General features: G+C 61.0%; 22 protein-coding genes. 12 read left to right on the top strand and 10 right to left on the bottom strand.

Annotated features, from left to right (window positions below):
- Positions 1 to 266 precede the first annotated feature (266 nt).
- Entirely contained in the window at positions 267 to 785 is a 519-nt protein-coding gene (locus J9870_RS26840; protein ID WP_210641549.1) for an ACT domain-containing protein, read from the top strand.
- Between the two features lie 217 nt (positions 786 to 1,002).
- Here the strand turns inward: J9870_RS26840 and rarD are convergent, their stop codons facing one another.
- From rarD to J9870_RS26815, 5 genes are all read right to left on the bottom strand, one after another.
- A complete protein-coding gene (gene rarD / locus J9870_RS26835; RefSeq protein ID WP_135847503.1) occupies positions 1,003 to 1,890 on the bottom strand; it encodes an EamA family transporter RarD in 888 nt (295 codons plus the stop codon).
- A gap of 218 nt (positions 1,891 to 2,108) precedes the next feature.
- The gene (locus J9870_RS26830; protein ID WP_210641547.1) at positions 2,109 to 3,083 is read right to left on the bottom strand and encodes a serine/threonine protein kinase; all 975 of its coding nucleotides are present in this window, start codon (positions 3,081 to 3,083) and stop codon (positions 2,109 to 2,111) included.
- Between the two features lie 173 nt (positions 3,084 to 3,256).
- Complete coding sequence (locus J9870_RS26825) at positions 3,257 to 5,158, bottom strand: PhoX family phosphatase (protein WP_210641545.1); 1,902 nt, start codon at positions 5,156 to 5,158, stop codon at positions 3,257 to 3,259.
- Positions 5,159 to 5,225: 67 nt separating this feature from the next.
- Positions 5,226 to 5,990 carry a TOBE domain-containing protein gene (locus tag J9870_RS26820; protein ID WP_210645438.1) on the bottom strand — a complete coding sequence of 255 codons (765 nt, stop codon included), beginning with the start codon at positions 5,988 to 5,990 and terminating at the stop codon, positions 5,226 to 5,228.
- A gap of 58 nt (positions 5,991 to 6,048) precedes the next feature.
- Entirely contained in the window at positions 6,049 to 6,789 is a 741-nt protein-coding gene (locus J9870_RS26815) for a ComF family protein (RefSeq protein WP_210641543.1), read from the bottom strand.
- A gap of 90 nt (positions 6,790 to 6,879) precedes the next feature.
- Here J9870_RS26815 and bioB point away from each other — a divergent pair, with 90 nt between their 5' ends.
- The 11 genes from bioB to J9870_RS26760 all read left to right on the top strand — a co-directional run bounded on the left by bioB (position 6,880) and on the right by J9870_RS26760 (position 19,956).
- A complete protein-coding gene (gene bioB / locus J9870_RS26810; RefSeq protein WP_210641541.1) occupies positions 6,880 to 7,935 on the top strand; it encodes a biotin synthase BioB in 1,056 nt (351 codons plus the stop codon).
- A 162-nt stretch (positions 7,936 to 8,097) separates the two neighbouring features.
- Positions 8,098 to 9,276 (top strand): 8-amino-7-oxononanoate synthase, encoded by a 1,179-nt coding sequence (bioF, locus tag J9870_RS26805; RefSeq protein WP_210641539.1) that lies wholly within the window; start codon positions 8,098 to 8,100, stop codon positions 9,274 to 9,276.
- A complete protein-coding gene (locus J9870_RS26800; protein ID WP_210641538.1) occupies positions 9,269 to 10,000 on the top strand; it encodes an alpha/beta fold hydrolase in 732 nt (243 codons plus the stop codon). Before bioF ends, J9870_RS26800 begins: the two co-directional genes overlap by 8 nt.
- Entirely contained in the window at positions 9,993 to 10,805 is an 813-nt protein-coding gene (gene bioC, locus J9870_RS26795; protein ID WP_210641536.1) for a malonyl-ACP O-methyltransferase BioC, read from the top strand. The genes J9870_RS26800 and bioC overlap by 8 nt, the downstream gene beginning before the upstream one ends.
- A complete protein-coding gene (bioD, locus tag J9870_RS26790; RefSeq protein ID WP_210641534.1) occupies positions 10,802 to 11,482 on the top strand; it encodes a dethiobiotin synthase in 681 nt (226 codons plus the stop codon). The genes bioC and bioD overlap by 4 nt, the downstream gene beginning before the upstream one ends.
- 121 nt (positions 11,483 to 11,603) lie before the next feature.
- Positions 11,604 to 11,900, top strand: a complete 297-nt coding sequence (locus tag J9870_RS26785) for a pyrroloquinoline quinone biosynthesis protein PqqE (RefSeq protein WP_210641533.1) — start codon at positions 11,604 to 11,606, stop codon at positions 11,898 to 11,900.
- A gap of 276 nt (positions 11,901 to 12,176) precedes the next feature.
- The gene (locus J9870_RS26780) at positions 12,177 to 13,982 is read left to right on the top strand and encodes a phenylacyl-CoA dehydrogenase (RefSeq protein WP_210641531.1); all 1,806 of its coding nucleotides are present in this window, start codon (positions 12,177 to 12,179) and stop codon (positions 13,980 to 13,982) included.
- A gap of 267 nt (positions 13,983 to 14,249) precedes the next feature.
- Positions 14,250 to 15,539, top strand: a complete 1,290-nt coding sequence (locus J9870_RS26775; RefSeq protein WP_210641529.1) for a GGDEF domain-containing protein — start codon at positions 14,250 to 14,252, stop codon at positions 15,537 to 15,539.
- A gap of 91 nt (positions 15,540 to 15,630) precedes the next feature.
- Positions 15,631 to 17,427 carry an acyl-CoA dehydrogenase C-terminal domain-containing protein gene (locus J9870_RS26770; protein ID WP_210641527.1) on the top strand — a complete coding sequence of 599 codons (1,797 nt, stop codon included), beginning with the start codon at positions 15,631 to 15,633 and terminating at the stop codon, positions 17,425 to 17,427.
- 247 nt (positions 17,428 to 17,674) lie between these two features.
- A complete protein-coding gene (locus tag J9870_RS26765; protein ID WP_210641525.1) occupies positions 17,675 to 19,453 on the top strand; it encodes an acyl-CoA dehydrogenase C-terminal domain-containing protein in 1,779 nt (592 codons plus the stop codon).
- A gap of 344 nt (positions 19,454 to 19,797) precedes the next feature.
- A complete protein-coding gene (locus J9870_RS26760; RefSeq protein ID WP_038436734.1) occupies positions 19,798 to 19,956 on the top strand; it encodes a YqaE/Pmp3 family membrane protein in 159 nt (52 codons plus the stop codon).
- Positions 19,957 to 20,096: 140 nt separating this feature from the next.
- Here J9870_RS26760 and J9870_RS26755 read toward each other — a convergent pair whose 3' ends face one another.
- The 5 genes from J9870_RS26755 to pqqB all read right to left on the bottom strand — a co-directional run bounded on the left by J9870_RS26755 (position 20,097) and on the right by pqqB (position 25,178).
- Positions 20,097 to 21,926 carry a S9 family peptidase gene (locus J9870_RS26755; RefSeq protein ID WP_210641523.1) on the bottom strand — a complete coding sequence of 610 codons (1,830 nt, stop codon included), beginning with the start codon at positions 21,924 to 21,926 and terminating at the stop codon, positions 20,097 to 20,099.
- Positions 21,892 to 23,061: a pyrroloquinoline quinone biosynthesis protein PqqE gene (gene pqqE, locus J9870_RS26750; protein ID WP_210641521.1), complete on the bottom strand. Its 1,170-nt coding sequence runs from the start codon at positions 23,059 to 23,061 to the stop codon at positions 21,892 to 21,894. Before pqqE ends, J9870_RS26755 begins: the two co-directional genes overlap by 35 nt.
- Entirely contained in the window at positions 23,033 to 23,308 is a 276-nt protein-coding gene (gene pqqD / locus J9870_RS26745; RefSeq protein WP_018607357.1) for a pyrroloquinoline quinone biosynthesis peptide chaperone PqqD, read from the bottom strand. Before pqqD ends, pqqE begins: the two co-directional genes overlap by 29 nt.
- Positions 23,305 to 24,057, bottom strand: a complete 753-nt coding sequence (pqqC, locus tag J9870_RS26740) for a pyrroloquinoline-quinone synthase PqqC (RefSeq protein ID WP_210641519.1) — start codon at positions 24,055 to 24,057, stop codon at positions 23,305 to 23,307. The genes pqqD and pqqC overlap by 4 nt, the downstream gene beginning before the upstream one ends.
- A 209-nt stretch (positions 24,058 to 24,266) precedes the next feature.
- A complete protein-coding gene (gene pqqB / locus J9870_RS26735) occupies positions 24,267 to 25,178 on the bottom strand; it encodes a pyrroloquinoline quinone biosynthesis protein PqqB (protein WP_210641517.1) in 912 nt (303 codons plus the stop codon).
- Positions 25,179 to 25,239: the final 61 nt, after the last annotated feature.

The following is a 25,239-nucleotide window of genomic DNA, read 5'->3' as shown; positions in this document are numbered from 1 at the left end:
GTACAGTCACGACGAGGCATGGGATGTTCTCAAAAAACCAACAGATTGTTCCAGATAAATCTTGATGTTTGTACACGATGTATCTGTTGTCATCCTGTGGGAGCAAAGCTTGCTCGCGATGACAGTAACTCGATCCCACTGGAATCGAGGCGCCTGTATCGCGAGCAAGCTTTGCTCCCACAGGGGTGAGGTATAAATCCTCAGGCCCACAGTCTGCTCGCGATCACCTGCCTATACTGTTTCTTCCACAACAAGAGGGCTGCGCCATGGACCACCTCGTCATCACTGTTTTCGCCCCGGACCAGCCCGGGCAGGTCGAGCGCATTGCCGACTGCATCGCCGCGCACGGCGGTAACTGGCTGGAAAGCCGCATGTCGCACCTGGCCGGGCAATTTGCCGGGATCCTGCGCCTCAGCGTCCCGGCCGAGTCCCAGGGAGAACTGATCGAAGCCTTGCAGGGGCTGTCGACCCAGGGTATCCGCGTGTTGATCGCCGAAAGCGCCCTTGAAGAATCCTGCAGCTGGAAACCCATCGCCATGGAACTGGTGGGCAATGATCGCCCTGGCATCGTGCGCGACATTACCCGGTTGTTGAGCGAGCAGGGCGTAAACGTCGAGCGACTGGTGACCCATGTTCGCCCGGCACCGATGAGCAGTGAGTTGCTGTTCCATGCCGAAGCGATCTTGGGCGTGCCGTTGACCCTGTCGCTGGACACCCTGCAGGAGCGCCTGGAAACCCTGGCCGATGAATTGATGGTAGAGCTCAAACTCAGCGACGAAGCGTGAGGCGGGTTATCCAAGGAAAAGTTGTGCCTGCCTGTGGATAACCTGTAGAGACCCGGCGCCAGCCCAAGCCTGCCGGGCTTCGACGGGGAATGATCAAAAAACCATCAGTTTTCAAGGGCTTGTGCACAAACGGCGGGGATCACGCTGTGGATAACCTTGGGAAAGATCAGTGCAGGCCACGTCAGGCGTGGCCTGTGGAGAGTTGTGCAATATTTGATCAGGCGCGCCGACGCATGCTGATCACGGCGTCGACGCTGTACACCGCAAGCCCAGCCCAGATAAACAGGAACGCCACCAGCGTGCTGGACGACAGGTGCTCACCGAACAGCGTCACGGCAAGCAACAGCACCAGCGTCGGCGCGATGTACTGGAGAAATCCCAACGTGGTGTAGGGCAGATGCCGCGCTGCGGCGTTGAAACACACCAGCGGAACCAGCGTCACAGGGCCGGCCGCTACCAGCCACCAGGCTTCGGAGGTGGTCCAGAATGCTGGTTGGGCACTGGTGGCCGTCGGGTTGAACAGCAACCAGGCAATGGCAATCGGTACCAGCATCCAGGTTTCCACCACCAGGCCCGGCAAGGCCTTGACGGGCGCCTGCTTGCGGATCAGCCCATAGAAACCGAAGGTCAGCGCCAGCACCAGAGACACCCACGGCAGGCTGCCCACTTGCCAGACCTGCTGCGCCACGCCGACCGCTGCCAGCCCCACCGCCAGCCACTGCATGCGCCGCAGCCGCTCACCCAGGATCAACATGCCCAGCAGTACGTTCACCAGCGGGTTGATGTAATAACCCAGGCTCGCCTCAAGCATGCGCTCGTTGTTCACCGCCCACACGTAGGTCAGCCAGTTGGCCGCGATCAGCGTGCCACTCAGGGCCAGAATCGCCAGCCGACGTGGGTTGTCCCGCAGTTCACGCCACCAGCCCGGGTGTTTCCAGACCATCAGCAATGCCGCGCCGAACAGCGCCGACCACAGCACCCGGTGGATGATGATTTCCACGGACGGCACGCTGGCGATGGCTTTGAAATAGATCGGGAACAGACCCCAGATGATGTAGGCGCTCAGGCCCAGGATATACCCGCGACGCGGGTTGGCGGCTTGCATGCAGAATCCTTGCTTAGGCAGCTAACAAAAGAGTGATTGTAAGGAGATTTGTCAGGTTGTGCTGGAGCCTTTGTGAAGGTTCCAATCGCAAATCCCTTGTGGGAGCGAGCTTGCTCGCGATAGCGGTATGCCTGCCGACAGAGGTGTCGAATGTTCAATTGCTATCGCGAGCAGGCTCGCTCCCACAGGGGCCAGGGTGCTGTTGGGGCCAAGCCCTGTCAGAACAACTTCAACGGCTCTTCATTGAGCGCCGCCAACTGCTCGCGCAACGCCAATACCTGGTCGCCCCAGTAACGTTCGCTGCCGAACCATGGGAAGCTGCGCGGGAACGCCGGATCGTCCCAGCGCCGCGCCAGCCAGGCGCTGTAATGCATCAGGCGCAGGGCACGCAGTGGTTCGATCAGTGCCAGCTCCCGCGGATCGAAGTCGTGGAATTCACGGTAGCCGTCCATCAACTCCGACAACTGCCCCAGGCATTCCTGGCGATCACCGGCGAGCATCATCCACAGGTCCTGCACCGCCGGCCCCATGCGACAGTCGTCCAGGTCGACGATGTGGAACACCTCGTCGCGGCACATCATGTTGCCGGGGTGGCAGTCGCCGTGCATGCGGATGTTCTTGTGGGGCGTGGCAGCGTAGACCTCTTCGACGCGCTTGAGCAGGTCTCTGGCGACCGATTCGTAGGCCGGCAGCAGGCTGCGGGGCACGAAACCGCTTTCCAGCACGGTGGCCAGCGAGTCGTGGCCGAAGTTTTTCACGCCCAGGGCTTCGCGATGCTCGAACGGGCGGGTCGCGCCGACCGCGTGCAGGCGCCCGAGCAATTGTCCCAGGCGATAGAGTTGATCGAGGTTGCCCGGCTCCGGTGCACGGCCGCCGCGGCGGGGAAACAGGGTGAAACGAAACCCGGCGTGTTCATGCAGGCTGGCGCCGTTGTGGATCAGCGGCGCCACCACCGGCACCTCGTATTCGGCCAATTCGAAGGTGAAGCTGTGCTCCTCCAGAATCGCTTCATTGGTCCAGCGCTGGGGGCGATAGAACTTGGCGATCAGCGGTTCGGCATCTTCGATGCCCACCTGATAGACGCGGTTCTCGTAGCTGTTGAGGGCCAGCACCCGGGCGTCGCTGAGGAAGCCAATGCTTTCAACGGCGTCGAGTACCAGGTCGGGTGTGAGGGTTTCAAACGGATGGGACATGCTGACTCCTGCGCAGCGGCAAAGCTGCCGCGTCCGGCCCAGCATGGTAGCGCAGACAGAGGCAGATAGGTGGCGGCTGTGCTGACGCTATCGCGAGCAAGCTCGCTCCCACAATGGATCTTCGGCGTACCGCCTATCCCTGTGGGGGCGAGCTTGCTCGCGATGAGGCCAAATCAGGCGCCGATCACTCCGCCATCCTCACGGCTAATGACCATCACCGAAGACCGCGGCTTGCCATTGGGCAGGTGCTCAGGGAAGGTCGAGCCGCCGTTTTCCCCCGGATGCTGGATCCCGACGAACAAGGTCTTCTGGTCCGGCGCAAAACTGATCCCGGTCACTTCGCAACCCACCGGCCCGACCATGAAACGGCGGATTTCGCCGCTGTTGGGGTCGGCACAGAGCATCTGGTTGTTGCCCATGCCGGCGAAGTCCCCGGCATTGCTGGAGTCGCCGTCGGTGAGGATCCACAGCCGCCCGGCCTTGTCGAAGCCCAGGCCATCGGGGCTGTTGAACATGTTCTGCGCGTTGATGTTGGACGAGCCGGCTTTTGGCGTGCCGGCGTGAACCGTCGGGTTACCGGCGACCACGAACAGATCCCAGGAGAAAGTCTTGGAAGCGTGATCGTCGCGCTCGGTTCTCCAGCGCAGGATCTGGCCATAGACGTTCTTGGCCCGAGGGTTCGGCCCGTCCACCGGCTGGCCGTCTTCGCCGCGCTTGGAGTTGTTGGTGAGGGTGCAATAGACCTGTCCGTCTTTCGGGCTGACCACGATCCATTCCGGGCGGTCCATGCGGGTGGCACCCACGGCGCTGGCGGCGAGGCGCGCATGGATCAGCACTTCGGCCTGGTCGGCGAAACCGCTGCTGGCGTCGAGGCCGTTCTTGCCGTGGGTCAGCTCGATCCACTGGCCCTTGCCTTTGGGGTGGTCCGGGTTGCCGTCGCCGGCATCGAAGCGCGCCACGTACAAGGTGCCATGGTCCAGCAGGTTGCGGTTGGCCTTGGCATTGCGCGGATTGATGCGCTCGCGGCTGACGAACTTGTAGATGAACTCGCCGCGCTCATCGTCGCCCATGTACACCACTGCGCGACCGTCATTGGTCTGCGCCAGGGCAGCGTTTTCGTGTTTGAAACGACCCAGGGCGGTGCGTTTCACCGGGGTGGATTGCGGATCGAACGGGTCGATTTCCACCACCCAACCATGGCGATTGAGTTCGTTGGGGTTCTTCGCCAGGTCGAAGCGAGGATCGTACAAGTGCCAGTTGATCTCGCGACTGGTGACGGTGGCGCCATAGCGCTTTTGCGCTTCATCGAACTGCAAATCGGATTTGCTGCTGCCGAAGCAGTCGGTGAAGTTTTCTTCGCAAGTCAGGTAAGTGCCCCACGGCGTCATGCCGTTGGCGCAGTTCTGGAAAGTACCGAGCACTTTCTTGCCGCTCTTGTCGGCGCTGGTTTTCAGCAGGTCGTGGCCGGCGGCCGGGCCGCGCAGGCGAATCGGCGTATTGCCGTGGATCCGGCGGTTGTAGCGCGATTCCTGGACGAACTGCCACTGACCACGACGACGCTGGACCTCGATTACCGATACCCCTTCGCTGGCCTGGGCCTTGTGCACGTCTTCGGCCGACTGCGGCTGGCCGCCGTGGGCAAAGAGGTAGCGATAGTTGGTGTATTCGTTGTTGATCGCCATCAGTGCCCGGTCGTTGTCGCCGGGGAATGGGAACAGGCTCATGCCGTCATTGTTGTCGCCGAACTGCATTTCCTGTGCGCGGGCGGTGCCGTTGCCACTGGGGTCGAACGCCGGTGCATTTTTCTGTAGCGGCTGGCCCCAACTGATCAGCACCGAGGACTTGTAGCCCGGCGGCAAGGTGATGGTGTCGCTCGTGGCGGCGGCAATGCTGGCAAAGCCCAGCAGCTTGCTGTTGCCTTCGCTCACGGCGGCGGCCAGGACGCTGCGACTCAGCAGGTTACCGCCCAAAAACATCGCCGCACCGCACAGGGCGCCAGCGCTGATGAAACTGCGGCGGCTCAGGCCGACGATCTTTTCCAGGTCGGTGGATTGGTTTTCTTCTAATAGGCTCATCTCAAGGCTCCCTGCTGGTTTTGGCAGTCACCTTAAAGCGAGCCGATGAAACTATTGTTGCAGCGCGCTACAGCGGTGTGCCGAGCAGCACATTTGTTGGCGAAAACCCCACTTGCACCGGTGAACCGGCTGCCAGGTTCTGCTCTTGCAACTGAAGCGGGTCGGCCAGGGCGCAGAGCGTCTGGCCATTGGGCAGGCTGATACGCACTTCACTGGGGCCGTCTTCGGCGGCGGCAACCTGCTCGATCACGCCGCGTAGTGTATTGATTTCCGATTGCTCCGCTGGCCCGACAGGGTGCAATTGCAGCCAGCCGGCCTTGATCAGGGCTACCACTTCGGTGCCGATCGTCAGTTCCAGGCGCAGTGTGCTGTCGTGGGTGATCTGAGCTTCGATGGCCAGGCCCCGGGCCAGTTCCAGGCGGACCCGGTCGTTGTGGCCCTGGGCTTCGATGCCCAGCACCTTGCCATGCAGTTGATTGCGGGCGCTGGTGCGTAGCATCAGGCGACTGAGCAGGCCCAGGTCCCCGACGTCTTCGCTGGCTTCCAGCAACTGCGACTGCAAGGCTTGCAGGCGCAGATACAGACGCAGCACGCGTTGTCCTTCGTCAGACAGCTTGGCGCCGCCACCGCCCTTGCCGCCGACGCTGCGCACCACCAATGGTTGGTCCGCCAGGTTGTTCAGCTCGTCGATGGCGTCCCACGCCGCCTTGTAGCTTAGGCCCGCACTCTTGGCGGCGCGGGTGATCGAGCCTTGTTCGGCGATGTGCTGCAGCAGCGCAATGCGTTGTGGGCGCCGAACGATGTGCTGGGTCAGAAGCGTGGGCAATGACATGTCGGAGAACTGCGCGCAGTGATTGATGGACGGACGTTGGCGCCTGGAGCGCGGCTCGTCAAGCCGGCTCACCGGGTTTCGGCGTGCGCGCCAGGCAATACACATCGACACGTGCCGCGCCGGCGTCGAGCAACAGGCGCGCCAGCGCCTGGGCGGTGGCACCTGTGGTGAGCACGTCGTCCACCAGTGCCAGGTGACGGTTGTGCAGTAACACGCCAGGCAGCATGGCAAAGGCCTGGCGCAAGTTTGTATGCCGGGCCTTGGCATCGAGTGCCTGCTGGGCGGGGGTGTCCTGGATGCGCCGCAGCAGGTGTTCCTCGCAGGGGATTCCCAACTGCCCGCTGAGCCAGCGGGCGAGCAGCGTCGCCTGGTTGAACCCCCGCTGGCGCAAGCGTCGGGCAGCCAGTGGCACCGGTACCAGCGCGTCGGGCCGCTCCAGCCCTTCGTCGAAATGATGTTGCAGCGACTGCGCCAGCAGTTCGCCCAGCAACCGGCCAAGGGGCCATTTCGCCTGGTGCTTGAAGCGGGTAATCAGACTGTCCACCGGGAAGTCGTAGGCCCAGGGCGCCAGGACCCGCTCGAAGGCCGGCGGCCGCGTGGCGCATTGCCCACAACGCAGCCCGGCCATGGGCAGCGGCAGGGCGCAGACGCTGCATTGATCGCCAAGCCACGGCAGCTCGCTTTCGCATGGCGTGCAGATAGGTTGCGGTGTATCGGTGGTTTCGCCGCACAGCAAGCATGATTGTTTGTTTTTTAACCAGATGTAAACCGGTCCTTCGTATCGTGGTTGACAGCGCATGGCTCTTCCTTAAATATGCCGAACATCCGTGTCGTGCCTGTGGGTATTGCGTACCCCAGGCGCCAGCCAAGCATAATCAAGGAAATGCCCATGAGCGCCAGCACCACTGCCAACCTGCGTCATGACTGGTCTTTGGCCGAAGTCAAAGCACTCTTCGTTCAGCCATTCAATGACCTGTTGTTCCAGGCGCAGACCGTGCACCGCGCGCACTTCGACGCCAACCGCGTCCAGGTTTCCACGCTGCTGTCGATCAAGACCGGCGCCTGCCCGGAAGATTGCAAATATTGTCCGCAGTCCGGTCACTACAACACCGGGCTGGAAAAAGAAAAGTTGCTGGAAGTGCAGAAGGTCCTCGAAGAGGCCGCGCGGGCCAAGGCCATCGGTTCGACCCGTTTCTGCATGGGCGCCGCCTGGAAGCATCCTTCGGCCAAGGACATGCCGTATGTGCTGGAGATGGTCAAAGGTGTGAAGGCCATGGGGCTGGAAACCTGCATGACCCTGGGGCGCCTCGACCAGGAGCAAACTGCGGCGCTGGCCCAGGCCGGTCTGGACTACTACAACCACAACCTCGACACCTCGCCGGAGTTCTACGGCAGCATCATCACCACCCGTACCTACAGCGAGCGTTTGCAAACCCTGGCCTACGTGCGTGATTCGGGGATGAAAATCTGCTCCGGTGGCATCCTGGGCATGGGCGAATCCCTGGACGACCGCGCCAACCTGTTGATCCAGCTGGCGAACCTGCCGGAGCATCCGGAGTCGGTACCGATCAACATGCTGGTCAAAGTCGCCGGCACGCCGCTGGAGAATGCCGAAGACGTCGATCCGTTCGATTTCATTCGCATGCTCGCCGTGGCGCGGATCCTGATGCCCAAGTCCCACGTGCGCCTGTCCGCCGGCCGCGAAGCGATGAACGAACAGATGCAGGCCCTGGCATTTTTCGCCGGTGCCAACTCGATTTTCTACGGCGACAAACTGCTGACCACCGCCAACCCGCAGGCTGACAAGGACATGCAGCTGTTCGCCCGCCTGGGTATCCAGCCCGAAGCCCGGGAAGAGCATGCCGATGAAGTGCACCAGGCCGCGATTGAACAGGCGCTGGTGGAGCAGAAGAGCAGCGAACAGTTCTATAACGCGGCTGTTTGATCACTCACCGATGTCCTGACTGGAATGCAAGGCACTGTGGGAGCGAGCCTGCTCGCGATAGCGATGGAGCCCTCAACATTTGTGTTGACTGGCACACCGCTATCGCGAGCAAGCTCGCTCCCACAAGGGGCTTTGGCCAGTCTTTAAACAGTTGAGGCCTGCATGCCCTTTGATCTCGCCGCACGCCTGGCTGCCCGTCGTGCCGAAAACCTCTATCGCCAGCGCCCGTTGCTCGAAAGCCCGCAGGGCCCGGAAGTGGTGGTGGACGGCCAGCCGTTGCTGGCGTTCTGCAATAACGATTACCTGGGCTTGGCCAATCACCCGCAAGTGATCGAAGCCTGGCGCGCTGGGGCCGCTCGGTGGGGCGTCGGTGGCGGCGCGTCTCATCTGGTGATCGGTCACAGCGCTCCACATCATGCCTTGGAAGAAGCCTTGGCCGACCTGACCGGTCGCCCGCGGGCGCTGCTGTTCACCACCGGCTACATGGCCAACCTCGGTGCCGTCACTGCGCTGGTGGGGCAGGGCGATACGGTGCTGGAAGATCGTCTGAACCATGCTTCGTTGCTCGATGCCGGGTTGTTGTCCGGTGCGCGCTTCAATCGTTATCTGCACAACGATGCCCAAAGCCTGGCCAACCGCCTGGAGAAAGCCACCGGCAATACTTTGGTGGTCACCGATGGCGTATTCAGCATGGACGGCGACATCGCCGACCTGCCGGCACTGGCCCGTGCGGCCAAGGCCAAGGGCGCCTGGCTGATGGTCGACGATGCCCATGGCTTCGGTCCACTGGGGGCCAATGGCGGCGGTATCGTCGAGCATTTTGGCTTGAGCCAGGATGACGTGCCGGTGCTGGTTGGCACCTTGGGCAAGGCCTTCGGCACCGCCGGCGCTTTTGTCGCCGGCAGTGAAGAACTGATCGAGAGCCTGATCCAGTTCGCCCGCCCCTACATCTACACCACCAGCCAACCGCCGGCCCTGGCCTGTGCGACGCTCAAGAGCCTTGAGCTGTTGCGCAGCGAGCATTGGCGGCGTGAGCATTTGCAGGTGCTGATCCGTCAGTTCCGTCATGGCGCCGAACAGATCGGTCTGCAATTGATGGACAGCTTCACGCCGATCCAGCCGATCCTGATCGGTGATGCGGGGCGGGCGATGCGTTTGTCGCAGATGCTGCGTGAGCGCGGGCTGATGGTCACCGCGATTCGCCCGCCCACCGTACCGGCCGGCAGTGCCCGTTTGCGCGTGACCCTGACCGCCGCCCACAGCGAAGCCCAGGTGCAACTATTGTTGAATGCACTGGCCGAGTGTTTTGCCCAACTGGGACCGGAGCCAAGCCATGCGTGATCGACTGATACTGCTGCCCGGTTGGGGCCTGGGTGTTTCACCGCTGGAGCCGCTGGCGGCGGCGCTGCAAGGTCTCGACGAACATCTGCGGGTGGAAATCGAGCCGTTGCCGGCCCTGACATCGAGTGACCCCGATGAATGGCTCGAAGAGTTGGATGCCGTTGTGCCTCAGGATGCCTGGCTGGGCGGTTGGTCCCTGGGTGGCATGTTGGCTTCGGCGCTGGCGGCGCGTCGGGGCGAGCGCTGCTGCGGCTTGCTGACCTTGGCGAGCAATCCCTCGTTCGTCGCCCATGAGCAATGGCCGCACGCAATGGTCGGTGAAACCTTCGATGGTTTTCTCGCCGGATGTGCCGCCGACCCTCGCCAGACCCTCAAGCGTTTCAGTCTGCTGTGCGCCCAGGGCTGCGGCGATCCGCGCGGGTTGTCACGGTTGCTGCTGGCCGGTGCGCCGAGTACTTCGCCAGAGGTCTTGATGGCCGGGCTCGAACTGCTGGCGCAACTGGACACCCGCCAAGCATTGCAAAGCTTTCGTGGCCCGCAACTGCATCTGTTTGCCGGGCTCGATGCCCTGGTTCCGGCCGAGGCGGCGGGTGAGTTGCTGGTATTGCTGCCGGATGTCGAAATCGGCCTGATCGAACAGGCCGGCCACGGATTCCTTCTGGAGGACCCGCACGGTGTGGCGGGGGCGATCCAGGCTTTTTTGCATGAGTCCGGTGATGACTGATTTGTCTCTTCCCAAATTCCCCGGCGCCTTGCCCGACAAGCGCCAGGTGGCGGCCTCGTTTTCCCGGGCTGCAACCAGTTATGACAGCGTGGCTGAACTGCAGCGCGATGTCGGCCAGCAATTGCTGCAGCGGGTGCCACCTTCACTCGTACCGGAACGCTGGATGGACCTGGGCTGCGGTACGGGTTATTTCACCCGGGCCTTGGGCGCGCGCTTTGGTGAGGCAAACGGCCTAGCGCTGGATATCGCCGAAGGCATGCTCAACCACGCTCGTCCCCAGGGTGGAGCTGCGCATTTTGTAGCCGGTGACGCCGAGCGGCTGCCCTTGCAGGCGTCGAGTTGCGATTTGGTGTTCTCCAGCCTGGCGGTGCAGTGGTGCGCGGATTTTGCCGGGGTACTGAACGAGGCCCATCGTGTATTGAAACCCGGTGGAGTGTTTGCTTTCACCAGCCTTTGCGTGGGCACTTTGTACGAGTTGCGCGACAGTTGGCGTCAGGTGGATGGCCTGGTGCACGTCAACCGTTTCCGCGCATTCGAAACCTATCAACAATTGTGCGCAGCCAGCGGGTTGCATGTTGTCAGTCTTGAAAATCGTCCCCATGTGTTGCATTACTCCGATGTGCGCAGTCTGACCCACGAGCTGAAGGCCTTGGGCGCCCACAATCTGAACCCTGGCCGGCCCGGTGGGTTGACGGGCAGGGCGAGGATCCTGGCGTTGGTTGAAGCCTACGAACAGTTTCGACAGGCGCAGGGGTTGCCCGCGACCTATCAGGTGGTCTACGCCGTCTTGGAGAAACCGCTATGAGCCAGGCCTATTTCATTACCGGCACCGACACCGATGTGGGCAAGACCACCGTTGCGGCCGGTCTGCTGCATGCCGCGCGACAGGCCGGCATGAGCACCGCAGCGGGCAAACCCGTGGCTTCTGGTTGCGAAGTAACGCCCAAGGGCCTGCGCAACGCCGATGCCTTGGCGCTGTTGGCCGAGTGCTCGGTGCCGCTTGAGTATGCGCAGGTCAATCCCGTGGCGTTCGAGCCGGCCATTGCGCCTCACCTGGCCGCCCGGGAAGCCGGCGTGGCGCTGACAGTGCAATCGTTGCTGGGCCCGATGCGTAATGTGCTGGCCCAGGAGGCCGATTTCACACTGATCGAGGGCGCGGGCGGTTGGCGTGTACCGTTGGCCGACCAGGACAACCTCTCGGACCTGGCGATAGCGCTGGGCCTGCCGGTGATCCTGGTGGTGGGCGTGCGCCTGGGTTGCATCAGCCATGCGTTGCTGACCGCCGAGGCCATCGCCCGGGACGGCCTGCAACTGGCCGGTTGGGTGGCGAACATCATCGACCCCAAGACGTCACGCCTGGAAGAAAACCTCGCCACCCTGGCCGAACGCCTCCCGGCGCCGTGCCTGGGACGAGTACCGAGGATCAAGGGTGTCACCGCCGATAGGGTGGCGGAGCATCTGCACCTGGATCTGCTGGATTAATCAGTCCGGTGAAGGTTTTGGCTATGACAAGGCACTGTGCCATTAGTGTTTTTGTCGGGCCTTTTCCGCAGGCTTCTGATTCAATGGCCACTGTCGACCCTTCAAGAAGACGAGCCCTGCCATGGAAATCTCAGGAAGCACCGCGTTCTATGCCGGTCTGAGCACTATTCAGACAGGGCAGAACCGTGTCGATCAAGCGTCCAGCGAGATCGCCAACAATACGATCGAGCGATCGGTCACCAGCCAGTCGTCCGAAGTCCAGGTAGATCGCCTGCGTTCAGTAGACCGTAGCCAGCAATCGGACCTGGCCAGCAACATGGTCGAGATGGCCCAAGGCAAGTTCCAGGTGCAACTGGGCGTTAATGTCGCCAAGGCATCCGACGAAATGCTCGGGACGTTGATCGATACCTTCGCCTGATCTGTCTTCCCGTCTTTGCGAGAACGCCGCGATTATTCGCGGCGTTTTTGTCTCTAACGTCTTCTTGCTCAACTAATCTTTTCTTACGCGCGTCGCGGATCCTTCACTGCGATGGATTTCCCGTGTCCGACTTTTTTCTCTAGCTGATGACGAATGGCAAAAGATCGGCGCTTGACAAGATTTGGGCGTAAACGTATGTTTCAAACAACTGTTTGACCGCTACAACAAATCCACGCGGTCGCTCATTCCCGGTTACATCAGCAGAGGTTTATCGCTATGCCTGACTACAAGGCCCCCTTGCGTGATATTCGCTTCGTTCGTGACGAACTGCTTGGCTATGAAGCGCATTATCAGAGCCTTCCGGCTTGCCAGGATGCAACTCCGGACATGGTTGACGCCATTCTCGAAGAAGGCGCCAAGTTTTGTGAGCAGGTGCTGGCTCCGCTGAACCGCGTGGGCGACCTCGAAGGCTGCACCTGGAGCGAGTCCGGCGTGAAAACCCCGACCGGTTTCAAGGAAGCCTACAAACAATTCGTCGAAGGTGGCTGGCCAAGCCTGGCCCACGACGTCGAGCACGGCGGTCAAGGCCTGCCCGAATCCCTGGGCCTGGCGGTCAGCGAAATGGTCGGCGAAGCCAACTGGTCGTGGGGCATGTACCCAGGCCTGTCCCATGGCGCGATGAACACCATTTCCGAACACGGCACGCCTGAGCAGCAAGAGGCCTACCTGACCAAGCTGGTTTCCGGCGAATGGACCGGCACCATGTGCCTGACCGAACCGCACTGCGGCACCGACCTGGGCATGTTGCGCACCAAGGCCGAGCCACAGGCCGACGGTACTTACAAGGTCAGTGGTACCAAGATCTTCATTTCGGCCGGCGAACACGACATGGCCGACAACATCGTCCACATCGTTCTGGCGCGCCTGCCGGACGCACCAGCCGGTACCAAGGGTATTTCGCTGTTCATCGTTCCAAAATTCCTGCCTAACGCCGACGGCTCCATCGGTCAGCGCAACGCGGTTAGCTGCGGTTCCCTGGAACACAAGATGGGTATCCACGGTAACGCCACTTGCGTGATGAACTTCGACGCGGCCACTGGTTTCCTGATCGGTCCAGCGAACAAAGGCCTGAACTGCATGTTCACCTTCATGAACACCGCACGCCTGGGCACCGCGCTGCAAGGCCTGGCCCACGCCGAGATCGGTTTCCAAGGCGGCCTGAAATATGCGCGTGACCGCCTGCAAATGCGCTCCCTGACTGGCCCGAAAGCGCCGGACAAGGCGGCCGACCCGATCATCGTGCACCCTGACGTGCGTCGCATGCTGCTGACCATGAAAGCGTTCGCCGAAGGTAACCGGGCGATGGTCTACTTCACTGCCAAGCAAGTCGACATCGTCAAGTACGGTGTGGACGAAGAAGAGAAGAAAAAAGCTGATGCGCTGTTGGCGTTCATGACGCCGATCGCCAAGGCGTTCATGACCGAAGTCGGCTTCGAATCGGCCAACCATGGCGTGCAGATCTACGGCGGCCACGGCTTCATCGCCGAGTGGGGCATGGAACAGAACGTGCGCGACAGCCGTATCTCGATGCTGTACGAAGGCACCACCGGCATCCAGGCTCTCGACCTGCTGGGCCGTAAAGTGCTGATGACCCAGGGCGAAGCGCTCAAGGGCTTCACCAAGATTGTCCACAAGTTCTGCCAAGGCAACGAAGGCAATGAAGCGATCAAAGAGTTCGTAGGACCTCTGGCTGCGTTGAACAAGGAATGGGGCGAGCTGACCATGAAGGTCGGTATGGCGGCGATGAAAGATCGTGAAGAAGTCGGCGCGGCGTCGGTGGACTACCTGATGTACTCCGGTTATGCCTGCCTGGCTTACTTCTGGGCCGACATGGCACGCCTGGCTGCGGAAAAACTTGCTGCCGGCACTACTGAGGAAGCCTTCTACACCGCCAAGCTGCAGACCGCGCGCTTCTACTTCCAGCGCATCCTGCCGCGTACCCGCACTCACGTGGCAACCATGCTGTCGGGCGCCAACAACCTGATGGACATGAAAGAAGAGGACTTCGCGCTGGGCTACTAAGCCTTACGCGTTTCTTCTGAAAAGCCGCTGCTTCCTTGGGAGCAGCGGCTTTTTCATGCCCGGCGAAGCCCCCCTGTGGGAGCAAGCTCACTCCCACAGGGCATCAAAGGCGATCCTGAAACAATATTCATCCAACTCAACCCTAAGAAAACCGCCCCCTCTGCCGTTACAGCGATGGCAGTGTGACATCTGTCACATCTCGCGTGCCTTACTGCTTCAGTTGCAGGCACAATGCCATCTTTGCTCAGCCCGGTCGGAGCTTTACCCTTGCCGCGTTCTTCCGCTGTACGTTTCAGCCATTTCCTACCGTCCTTGCTGCTGTTGCTGGCGGGGCTCGCGGCTGCGTACGTCAAGGATCTCAACGTTTTCTTCACCTCGCTGTTCAACGTCCTTCCTACGTTGGTGTTGTTGCTGGGGGGTGCGTATTGCGCCGTCTACCGACGTCAGCGTGAACTGTTTCTGATGGTCACGGTGTACATCGCCTACTTCCTGCTGGACACCCAGACTGACTTCTACCGCGATAACGGCAAGGTGCGCGAAGACGCTGCGGTGGTGTTCCACCTCGTCTGCCTGTTGTTGCCACTGTTGTTCGGGTTGTTCGCAGCGTGGCAGGAGCGCACCCACCTGTTCCAGGACATGGTGGCGCGGTTCGCCGTGCTGCTGGTGTTTGGCAGTGTGGCGCTGGCCCTGGAGCAAAGTTTTCCCCAGGCGTTGCTGCTTTGGCTTTCGGAGATCCGCTGGCCCGCGTTGCACGGTGCCTGGATGAGCCTGATCCAGTTGTCGTATCCGATGTTCGCCGCTGCATTCCTGTTGTTGGCCTGGCAATACTGGCGTCACCCTCGGCCATTGCACGCGGCGCAATTGGTGGGGTTGCTGGGGTTGTTCTGGATGTTGCCGAAAACCTTCATCCTGCCGTTCACCCTGAACATCATGTGCAGCCAGGTGATGCTGATGATCGCCGCGGCGGTCGCCCATGAGGCCTATCAAATGGCCTTCCGTGACGAACTCACCGGCTTGCCGGGACGTCGGGCGCTGAATGAGCGCATGCAGCGCCTGGGGCGCAATTATGTGTTGGCGATGAGCGACGTAGACCACTTCAAGAAATTCAACGACACCCACGGCCACGATGTGGGCGACCAGGTGCTGCGCCTGGTGGCCAGCAAACTATCGAAGATCGGCGGTGGTGGTAGGGCGTATCGCTACGGCGGCGAGGAGTTTGCCCTGGTGTTTGCAGGCAAAACCATTGATGAGTGCATGCCCCATCTGGAAGTCATCCGCCAGTCTATCGAAACGTACAGTATTCAGTTGCGCAATCCCGACAGCCGTCCCCAGGACGATCAACAAGGCCGTCAGCGTCGCTCCGGGTCTGCTGCATCCAGCGTATCGGTGACCGTCAGCATTGGCGTGGCCGAGCGCCTCGAGCAACGCACGCCTGAAGAAGTGCTCAAGTCCGCTGACCAGGCCCTCTATAACGCCAAGGGCGCGGGGCGCAACTGTGTGATTGCCTATGGGCAGAACCGGCGCGGCGCGGTGCGCATGGACGCCGCCGCGGGTTGAGTGATGACGGCGCATTCAGCGCCTGGACTGTGATTGTGGGCCTCGGTAGCCGGCAGTAGGTTGAAACGATCTGCTACCGGAGAAAACCACCATGCCCGAGTACAAAGCCCCGCTGCGCGACATGCGCTTTCTGATCGATCACGTCTTCGATTTCCATGGCCGTTATGCCGAGCTGGGGGCCAGCGATGCCAGCCCGGACATGGTCAGCGCGATCCTCGAGGAGGGCGCCAAATTTTGTGAGAATGTGCTGGCGCCACTCAATCGCTCGGGTGACGAAGAGGGCTGCCATTTCGACAATGGCGTAGTGACTACGCCTACGGGCTTCAAACAGGCTTTCGCACAATACGTGGAGGGTGGCTGGCATGGGCTGGCGGCGGATCCGACATATGGTGGCCAGGGCCTGCCCAGCTCCCTGGGGCTGGTCATCAGCGAGATGGTTGGCTCCAGCAACACTTCCTGGGGCATGTACCCGGGCCTGACCCACGGCGCGATGTCGGCCATTCATGCCCACGGCACCGAAGAACAGAAACAGACCTACCTGAGTAAACTCACCGCCGGCCAGTGGACCGGCACCATGTGCCTGACCGAAGCCCACTGCGGCACGGACCTGGGCATCATCAAGACCCGCGCCGTGCCCCAGGCCGACGGCAGCTACGCAATCTCCGGCAGCAAGATTTTCATCTCTGCCGGCGAGCACGACATGAGCGATAACATCATCCATTTGGTGCTGGCCAAGTTGCCGGACGCTCCCGCCGGGACCAAAGGCATCTCGCTGTTCATCGTGCCTAAATTCCTGCCCGATGCCACTGGCGAGGCGGGGGTGCGCAATGGCGTTTCCTGCGGCTCGATCGAGCACAAAATGGGGATCAAGGCGTCGGCCACCTGCGTGCTGAACTTCGATGGAGCCCAGGGTTTTTTGATCGGCGAGCCGAACAAAGGCCTTAATTGCATGTTCACCATGATGAATCACGCCCGACTCGGCACCGGCATGCAAGGCTTGTGTCTGGGGGAAGCGAGTTTCCAGGGCGCGATCAAATATGCCAACGACCGTTTGCAGATGCGCGCGCTGACCGGCCCCAAGGCGCCGGAAAAAGCCGCCGACCCGATCATCGTTCATCCGGATGTACGCAGGATGTTGCTGACCATGAAGGCCTTCAATGAAGGCAACCGGGCGCTGACGTATTTCACCGCGCAACTGTTGGACACCGCACACCTGAGTCAAGACGAAACCGCTCGCCAGGACGCCGAGGACCTGCTGGCGTTCCTCACCCCGATCTGCAAGGCCTTCATGACCGACACCGGGCTGGAGGTGACCAACCACGGCATGCAGGTGTTTGGCGGCCATGGTTTCATTCGCGAATGGGGCATGGAACAGTTGGTGCGCGACTGCCGCATCGCGCCGATCTATGAAGGTACCAACGGCATCCAGGCCCTGGATCTATTGGGACGCAAGGTGCTGGGCAGCCAGGGCAAGTTGCTGCGAGGCTTCACTAAAATCGTCCATAAGTTCTGCGCTGCCAACGGGCAACATCCGCAACTGAAGGACTATATCGCGCAACTCGACGGGCTCAACCAGCAGTGGGGCGAACTGACCACCCACGTCGGCATGGCCGCTATGAAGAACCCGGATGAAGTGGGCGCCGCTTCCGTGGATTATCTGATGTACAGCGGTTACATCATCTTGGCCTACCTGTGGCTGCGTATGGCGTTGGTGGCCCAGGCGCAACTCGACAGCGGTAACGGGGATGGGGATTTCTGCCGGGGCAAACTGGCGACTTGCGAGTTCTACTTCAAGCGCCTGCTGCCGCGCACGGCCGCTCACCGCGCCGCTGTCGAGGCGGGAAGCGATTGTCTGATGAAGCTGCCGGCGGAGTTGTTTGCGCTCTGACAATTGAACCGTGGCGAGGGAGCTTGCTCCCGCTTGAGTGCGCAGCATTCACAAAGAGGGGCTGCTGCGCATCCCGGCGGAGCAAGCTCCCTCGCCACGATAAATCACCTAATCTTCCTTTGTGACCAAAAATAACAAAACGGTCATTGGTTGACCCTATGTGTCGCAAAAGTTGTTGAGGTACACTCCGACCACTGCAAAAACCGTTTTCTTACGAACCAACTGTTTAGATCCTGCGAGGTTTGCCATGGCTGACTACAAAGCGCCCCTGCGCGATATGCGCTTCGTCCTCAATGAAGTGTTCGAGGTCGCCAAACTCTGGGCCGAGCTGCCGGCCCTGGCCGAGACCGTCGACGCTGAAACCGTCGAGGCGATTCTCGAGGAGGCCGGCAAAGTCACCAGCAAAAGCATCGCCCCCCTCAGTCGTGCGGCTGACGAAGAAGGTTGCCACTGGGCTGACGGAGCCGTCACCACGCCGGCAGGTTTCCCACAGGCATACAAGACTTACGCTGAAGGCGGTTGGGTTGGTGTCGGTGGTGATCCGGCATACGGCGGCATGGGCATGCCCAAGGCCGTTTCGGCCCAGGTCGAGGAAATGGTCAATTCCGCCAGCCTTTCCTTCGGTCTGTACCCGATGTTGACCGCTGGGGCTTGCCTGTCGATCAATGCCCATGCCAGCGAAGAGCTGAAAGCTGCGTATTTGCCGAACATGTACGCTGGTGTCTGGGCCGGCTCGATGTGCCTGACCGAACCTCACGCCGGTACGGACTTGGGGATCATTCGCACCAAGGCTGAACCCCAGGCCGACGGTTCCTACAAAGTCAGCGGCACCAAGATTTTCATCACCGGTGGCGAACACGACCTCACCGAGAACATCATTCACTTGGTATTGGCGAAACTGCCGGATGCGCCGGCTGGCCCGAAAGGCATTTCCTTGTTCCTGGTGCCCAAGTTCATGGTCAACGCCGATGGCAGCCTGGGCGCGCGCAACCCGGCCAACTGCGGCTCGATCGAGCACAAGATGGGTATCCAGGCATCCGCCACTTGCGTGATGAACTTCGACGAAGCCGTGGGTTACCTGGTAGGCGAGCCGAACAAAGGCCTGGCGGCAATGTTCACCATGATGAACTACGAACGTCTGGGCGTCGGTATCCAAGGCCTGGCCTCCGGTGAGCGCTCCTACCAGAACGCCATCGAATACGCCCGTGACCGCCTGCAAAGCCGTTCGCCAACCGGCGCGCAGAACAAGGACAAGGTTGCCGACCCGATCATCGTCCACCCGGATGTACGCCGGATGTTGCTGACCATGAAAGCGTCGAACGAGGGTGGCCGGGCCTTTTCCACCTACGTTGCGATGCAACTGGACACCGCCAAGTTCAGCGAAGAGCCGACTACCCGCAAACGCGCCGAAGACTTGGTGGCATTGCTGACGCCAGTGGCGAAGGCCTTCCTGACTGACTTGGGCCTGGAAACTACGGTCCACGGCCAACAGATTTTCGGCGGCCACGGCTACATTCGTGAATGGGGTCAGGAGCAACTGGTGCGCGATGTGCGTATCACGCAAATCTACGAAGGCACCAACGGCATCCAGGCGCTGGACCTGGTGGGGCGCAAGATCGTCGGCAGCGGCGGTGCGTTCTACAAACTGTTCGCCGATGAAATCCGTCACTTCACCGCCACCGCAAGCAGCGACCTGGCGGAGTTCACCAAACCGCTGAACGATGCGGTCGGTACGTTGGACGAACTGACTGAATGGCTGCTGGATCGGGCGAAGACCAACCCGAATGAAATCGGTGCGGCTTCGGTGGAGTATCTCCAGGCGTTTGGTTACACCGCTTACGCCTACATGTGGGCGCTGATGGCCAAGGCGGCCTTGGGCAAAGAAAGCCAGGATGATTTCTACGCGAGCAAACTGGGCACGGCGCGGTTCTACTTCGCTCGTTTGCTGCCGCGCATTCATTCCTTGAGTGCTTCGGTGAAAGCGGGCAGCGAGTCGCTGTTCCTGTTGGAGCCCGGACAGTTCTAAAAGCTGACATTGTGTAAGCAAACGCTTACACAATGTGCTGGCGTTTTCCCTCTATCGGCAGATTGGATCCAGGGCTAATCTACTTCACATGGACGTCGCGCAGGATGCGCAAAGCAACAACACGGACACGTAGGATTCTGCCAGGAAGGCGGAGTGAAATGGATGTCAGGGAAACAGTCTGCAAAACCCCGCTTCGGCGGGGTTTTCTTTTGCCTGCGTTTTTTGTCGTGAGTGGATTTGGCCGTTCGGCCGCCCATCCTGAATGTTTTTCACTGAACCCTGACGAGCGGTCGTGGGTCAATGAGCTATATGGCAACGTAGCCATCGCCAATCAGGAGTCATCCATGGATATCATTCGAATCATCATCGCCATTCTGCTGCCGCCGTTGGGTGTGTTCCTGCAAGTCGGTTTTGGCGGGGCTTTCTGGCTGAATATCCTGCTGACACTGCTGGGTTACATCCCGGGCATCGTGCATGCGGTGTACATCATCGCCAAGCGCTAAGGGCCTGGCGCTAGATTAGTTGAATAGTCAAAACCCTGTGGGAGCGAGCTTGCTCGCGATAGCGGTCAATCAGTCTACTGAGATGTTGACTGAACCGACGCTATCGCGAGCAAGCTCGCTCCCACCGTTTTTGCGGCTTTCTACTGCTCGCTACCCATCACCCTACGATAAAACAACCACTCATGCTCCAGCGCATGCGCCTGGTTAGCCGCCTTGCGGAAGCCGTGGCGCTCTTCCGAGTAATAGTGTGCTTGGACCATCACCCCGCTGTCTTCTAGAGCGGCGACCATGTCTCGGGTCTGCTGCGGTACGACTACGGCGTCCAGTTCGCCCTGGAAAAAGATCACCGGTACGCGGATTTGATCGGCATGCAGCAGTGGCGTACGGGCGCGGTAGCGTTGGGCATCTCGTTGCGGGTCGCCAATCAACCAGTCCAGGTAATCCGCTTCGAATTTGTGTGTGGCACGGCCCAGGGCGATCGGGTCGCTCACGCCATAAAGGCTTGCGCCGGCGCGGAAGATGTCATGGAACGCCAAGGCGCAAAGGGTCGTATACCCACCGGCACTGCCGCCGCGAATGAATGCACGACGGCCATCGACCAGGTTTTGCTCATCCAGGTACGCCACCACCGCGCAGGCATCTTCGACATCCACTATGCCCCAGTTCAAATGCAGCGCTTGTCGATAAGCCCGACCATAGCCGCTGCTGCCACGGTAGTTGAGGTCGGCGACGGCAAAGCCGCGCTGGGTCCAGTACTGGATGCGCGGATCGAACAGGGGATAACAGGCTGAGGTGGGGCCACCGTGAATGAACACCACCAATGGAGGTTTCTCTTCAGCACTCATGGCTGGATAAAAGAACCCATGGGCTTCACCTGAAGCCGAGGGATATCGCAGGGTTTGCGGACGACTGATTTGCTCGACGGGCAACGGTGCGACGCCACCGGCCAGCACCCTCACTTCATGACTTTGCCGCTCAATCGCAATCACCGCCGACGGACTGGTTGGCGAGGCAGCGACGGCGTAAATGAACTGCTCATCCAGCGCCAGGCTGCGAAAGCGGCTGTAGGTCCCGGTAAAGTCCTCGTTGCCACCGTTGCTGCGGCATAAGCCCAGACGGCCGAAACCCGCCGCGGTCCAACTCGCCAGGTAAGCGTGTTCATCCAATGGCAGCCAAGTGCTGCCACCCAATTGCCACGGCGCCGGGGCATGATCGGCTTCAGTGGCGGGCAGCGGTTCCAGGCCGTGGCCCGACTCGACCCAGGGCTGCCAGTAGCCACCGCGATCAGTCAGGCAATAAAGGCGATTGGCGCCATCGAAGCGCGGCTGTTGGATGGACTCTTCTTCACCGTTGCCCGCCACACAGCGCGGCTCACCCCACCCCGAAGCTACGCGCTCGGCCAGCATCAGCCGCGTTGCAGTCCATGGCTGATGGGGACGGCTCCACTCAATCCAGGCGAGCCGCTGACCATCGGGGCTCACGGTCGGTGAAGCATAGAAGTCCGCGCCTTCAGCCAGCAGATGCCGTTGATGATCCGTCAGTCCGATCGACACCAGCCGATGTTGATTACCCTGTTCCTCCACCGCCAGCAGCTGGCCGCAGACGAAATGAAGGTCACCGTATCGACAGTCTCCCGAGGTCAGTCTCACCGGGCGCGAATCGGCCAGTGACTGGTGATACAGCTGCTGGTCGGACTCATTGACAAACAGCACGCCGTCATCGCTCAGGCAGAACGACCCGCCGCCGTATTCGTAGACCCGGCTGCGGGCGCTGAACCCATCCGGGGTCAGGCAACGGGCCTTGGCATCCTGCCAATGCCAGATCCGGCAGGCGCCGTCTTCGGGACGGTATTCATTCCAGAACAAGCCTAGGGGACCGACCTGCAGTTCGGCGAAGTCGGTGCCGGCAGCAACGGCCTGGGCGGCGCTGAACGGATCAGCCTTTGGCGATGAGGCGCGAGTTTCGTTCATTGCGAAAGGCCAGTTGCTCAATGGTTTGGGTGGCGTGCTCGGCTTCTTCGCGAGCCTTAAGAATCATACCGTGGTGTTGCGACTTGCTGCACACCGGGTCGGCGTTGCTGGCGTCGCCCGTGAGCATGAACGCCTGGCAGCGACAGCCGCCGAAGTCCTTTTCTTTTTCATCGCAGGAGCGGCAGGGCTCGGGCATCCAGTCGTAACCGCGAAAGCGGTTGAAGCCGAACGAGTCGTACCAGATGTGCTGCATGCTGTGGTCGCGCACGTTAGGAAATTGCACGGGCATTTGTCGGGCGCCATGACAGGGCAGGGCAGTGCCGTCCGGCGTCACGGTCAGGAATATGCTGCCCCAGCCGTTCATGCAGGCTTTCGGGCGTTCTTCGTAATAGTCCGGGGTCACGAAAATCAGCTTGCACGGATGCCCTTCGGCTTCCAGTTTGGCGCGGTATTCGTTGGTGATACGCTCAGCGCGGACCAGCTGCTCCTTGGTCGGTAGCAGCCCCACTCGGTTGAGTTGCGCCCAGCCGTAAAACTGGCAGGTGGCAAGTTCGACGAAATCCGCCTCAAGGGCGATGCACAACTCGATGATGCGGTCGATCTTGTCGATGTTGTGCCGATGGGTCACGAAGTTCAGCACCATCGGATAACCGTGGGCTTTGACTGCCCGGGCCATTTCCAGTTTTTGCGCGAAGGCTTTTTTCGAGCCGGCCAGCAGGTTGTTAACTTGCTCGTCGCTGGCCTGGAAACTGATCTGGATATGGTCCAGGCCGGCCTTCTTGAAGTCGCTGATTTTCTGTTCGGTCAAGCCGATGCCGGAGGTGATCAGGTTGGTATAGAAGCCCAGCCTGCGTGCCTCGCCGATCAGGTCGGCGAGGTCCTGGCGCACCAACGGTTCGCCGCCGGAAAAACCCAGTTGCGCGGCACCCATCTCTCGGGCTTCGCGAAAGACCTTGAACCACTGCTCGGTGCTCAGCTCCTGGCCTTGCTCGGCAAAATCCAACGGGTTGGAGCAATACGGGCATTGCAGCGGGCAACGATAGGTCAACTCCGCCAGCAACCACAGCGGCAGGCCGACTTCAGGCTTGGGCGGTAGCCCGTTAGCGTCAGGCAAGTTCGATCCAGTGCTGTGCACGGGCGACCTCCATGAATTGCTCGATGTCGTCACCGAGTTCCGGTACGCCCGGGAATTGCTTGGCCAACTCGTCGATGATGGCCGCGACATCCCGTTCACCGTCGATCAGACCGCCGATCAGCGCAGCGCTGTCGTTCAGCTTGATCATGCCTTCAGGATAGAGCAGCACATGGCCCTTCTGTGCCGGTTCGTACTGGAAGCGATAGCCGGGGCGCCAGCGCGGGGTTTTGCTGCGGTCGAAACTCATAAGGCGATCCCTTTGTGCCACACCCGTTGCGCGGTCACGCTGTGGTAGGGCGGGCGGTTCAATTCATAGGCCATGCTCATGGCGTCGAGCATGCTCCACAGGATGTCCAGTTTGAACTGGAGAATTTCCAGCATGCGCTCCTGCCCTTGGCGGGTGGTGTAATGCTGCAAGGTAATCGCCAGGCCGTGCTCCACATCACGCCGGGCCTGGCTCAGACGAGTGCGGAAGTATTGGTAGCCGGCCGGGTCGATCCACGGGTAATGCTGCGGCCAGCTGTCCAGGCGCGACTGGTGGATCTGCGGCGCGAAGAGTTCGGTCAGTGAGCTGCTGGCGGCCTCCTGCCAGCAGGCCCGGCGGGCGAAGTTGACATAGGCGTCCACCGCGAAACGCACACCCGGCAGCACCAATTCCTGTGAGCGCAGTTGATCGGGGTCCAGGCCCACGGCTTGGCCCAGTCGTAGCCAGGCTTCGATGCCACCGTCTTCACCAGGCGCACCGTCATGGTCGAGTAGACGCTGAATCCACTCACGGCGGATTTCCCGATCCGGGCAGTTGGCCAGGATCGCGGCATCCTTGAGCGGGATGTTCACCTGATAGTAAAACCGGTTCGCGACCCAACCCTGGATCTGCTCGCGAGTCGCGCGGCCTTCATACATCGCCACGTGATAGGGGTGATGGATGTGGTAATACGCGCCCTTGGCGCGCAGGGCCGCTTCGAACTCGGTGGGGGACAGGGGGGTGTCAGTCATTTAGATTCTCCGGGAAATGCCCGTGGGGTCGGTGGTGTCAGGGCAGGCCCCATCGCGAGCAAGCTCGCTCCCACACTGGTTTTGCTGTGAATCAGATATCCAGTACGACTCGGACCTCTGTGGGAGCGAGCTTGCTCGCGATAGTGTCCTTTCAGGCATCATCCTGGCTGACCCACCGCAAGCTCGCCCCCAGACTCGTTCCGCTCTTCCTACAACTCAATACTCATTCCGTCGTAAGACACTTCAATCTTTCGGCGTACAAGTTCAGCCCGTTCGGGCGAGTCTTCGTCGAGGATCGGGTTGGTGTTGTTGATATGAATGAGGATCTTGCGCGGCAAGGGCAACTGCTCCAGCACTTCGATCATCCCGCCGGGACCGTTTTGTGCCAGATGGCCCATCTCCCGACCGGTGCGGGTACCGACGCCACGGCGCTGCATTTCATCGTCGTCCCACATCGTGCCGTCCACCAACAGGCAATCGCTGTCGGCCATGATCTCCAGCAACGGTCCGTCCACCTTGCCCAGGCCCGGAGCGTAGAACAGTTTGCCGCCGGAGCGCAGGTCTTCGACGATCAGGCCGATGTTGTCGCCCGGGTGCGGGTCGAAACGATGCGGGGAATAGGGTGGGGCGGCGCTGCGCAATGGCAGTGGCGTGAAGCGCAGGTTCGGACAGGCCGGGATGATGAAGCTCTGGTCGAGCTCGATGCGGTTCCAGCTCAGCCCGCCGTTCCAGTGGGTCAGCATGTTGAATAGCGGGAAACCGGTGCTCAGGTCTTCATGGACCATGTCGGTGCACCAGACTTGATGTGGGCAACCCTCACGCAAGCTGAGCAGGCCGGTGGTGTGGTCGATCTGGCTGTCCATCAGGATGATGGCGCCAATGCCGGTGTCCCGTAGCGCCCGGCCAGGCTGCATCGGGGCGAAGCTCTGGAGTTGGGCGCGAATGTCCGGAGAAGCGTTGCACAACACCCAGTTCACACCGTCATCGGAAATGGCGATGGACGATTGGGTGCGCGCCTCGGCCCGCAGGCTGCCATTGCGAAAACCTGCGCAATTGGCGCAGTTGCAGTTCCACTGGGGGAAACCGCCGCCGGCGGCGGAACCTAGAATCTGGACGAACATGGCCGCTCCCTCTGCAAACCGTAATAAAAAACGCCCCGGTAGACCGAGGCGTTGTGCTGCG

The sequence above is a fragment of the Pseudomonas sp. Tri1 genome (genome assembly GCF_017968885.1).
Taxonomy (GTDB): Bacteria; Pseudomonadota; Gammaproteobacteria; order Pseudomonadales; family Pseudomonadaceae; genus Aquipseudomonas.
Note: the sequence above shows the minus strand (reverse complement) of the source record. Positions and strands in the feature narration are given on the sequence as shown.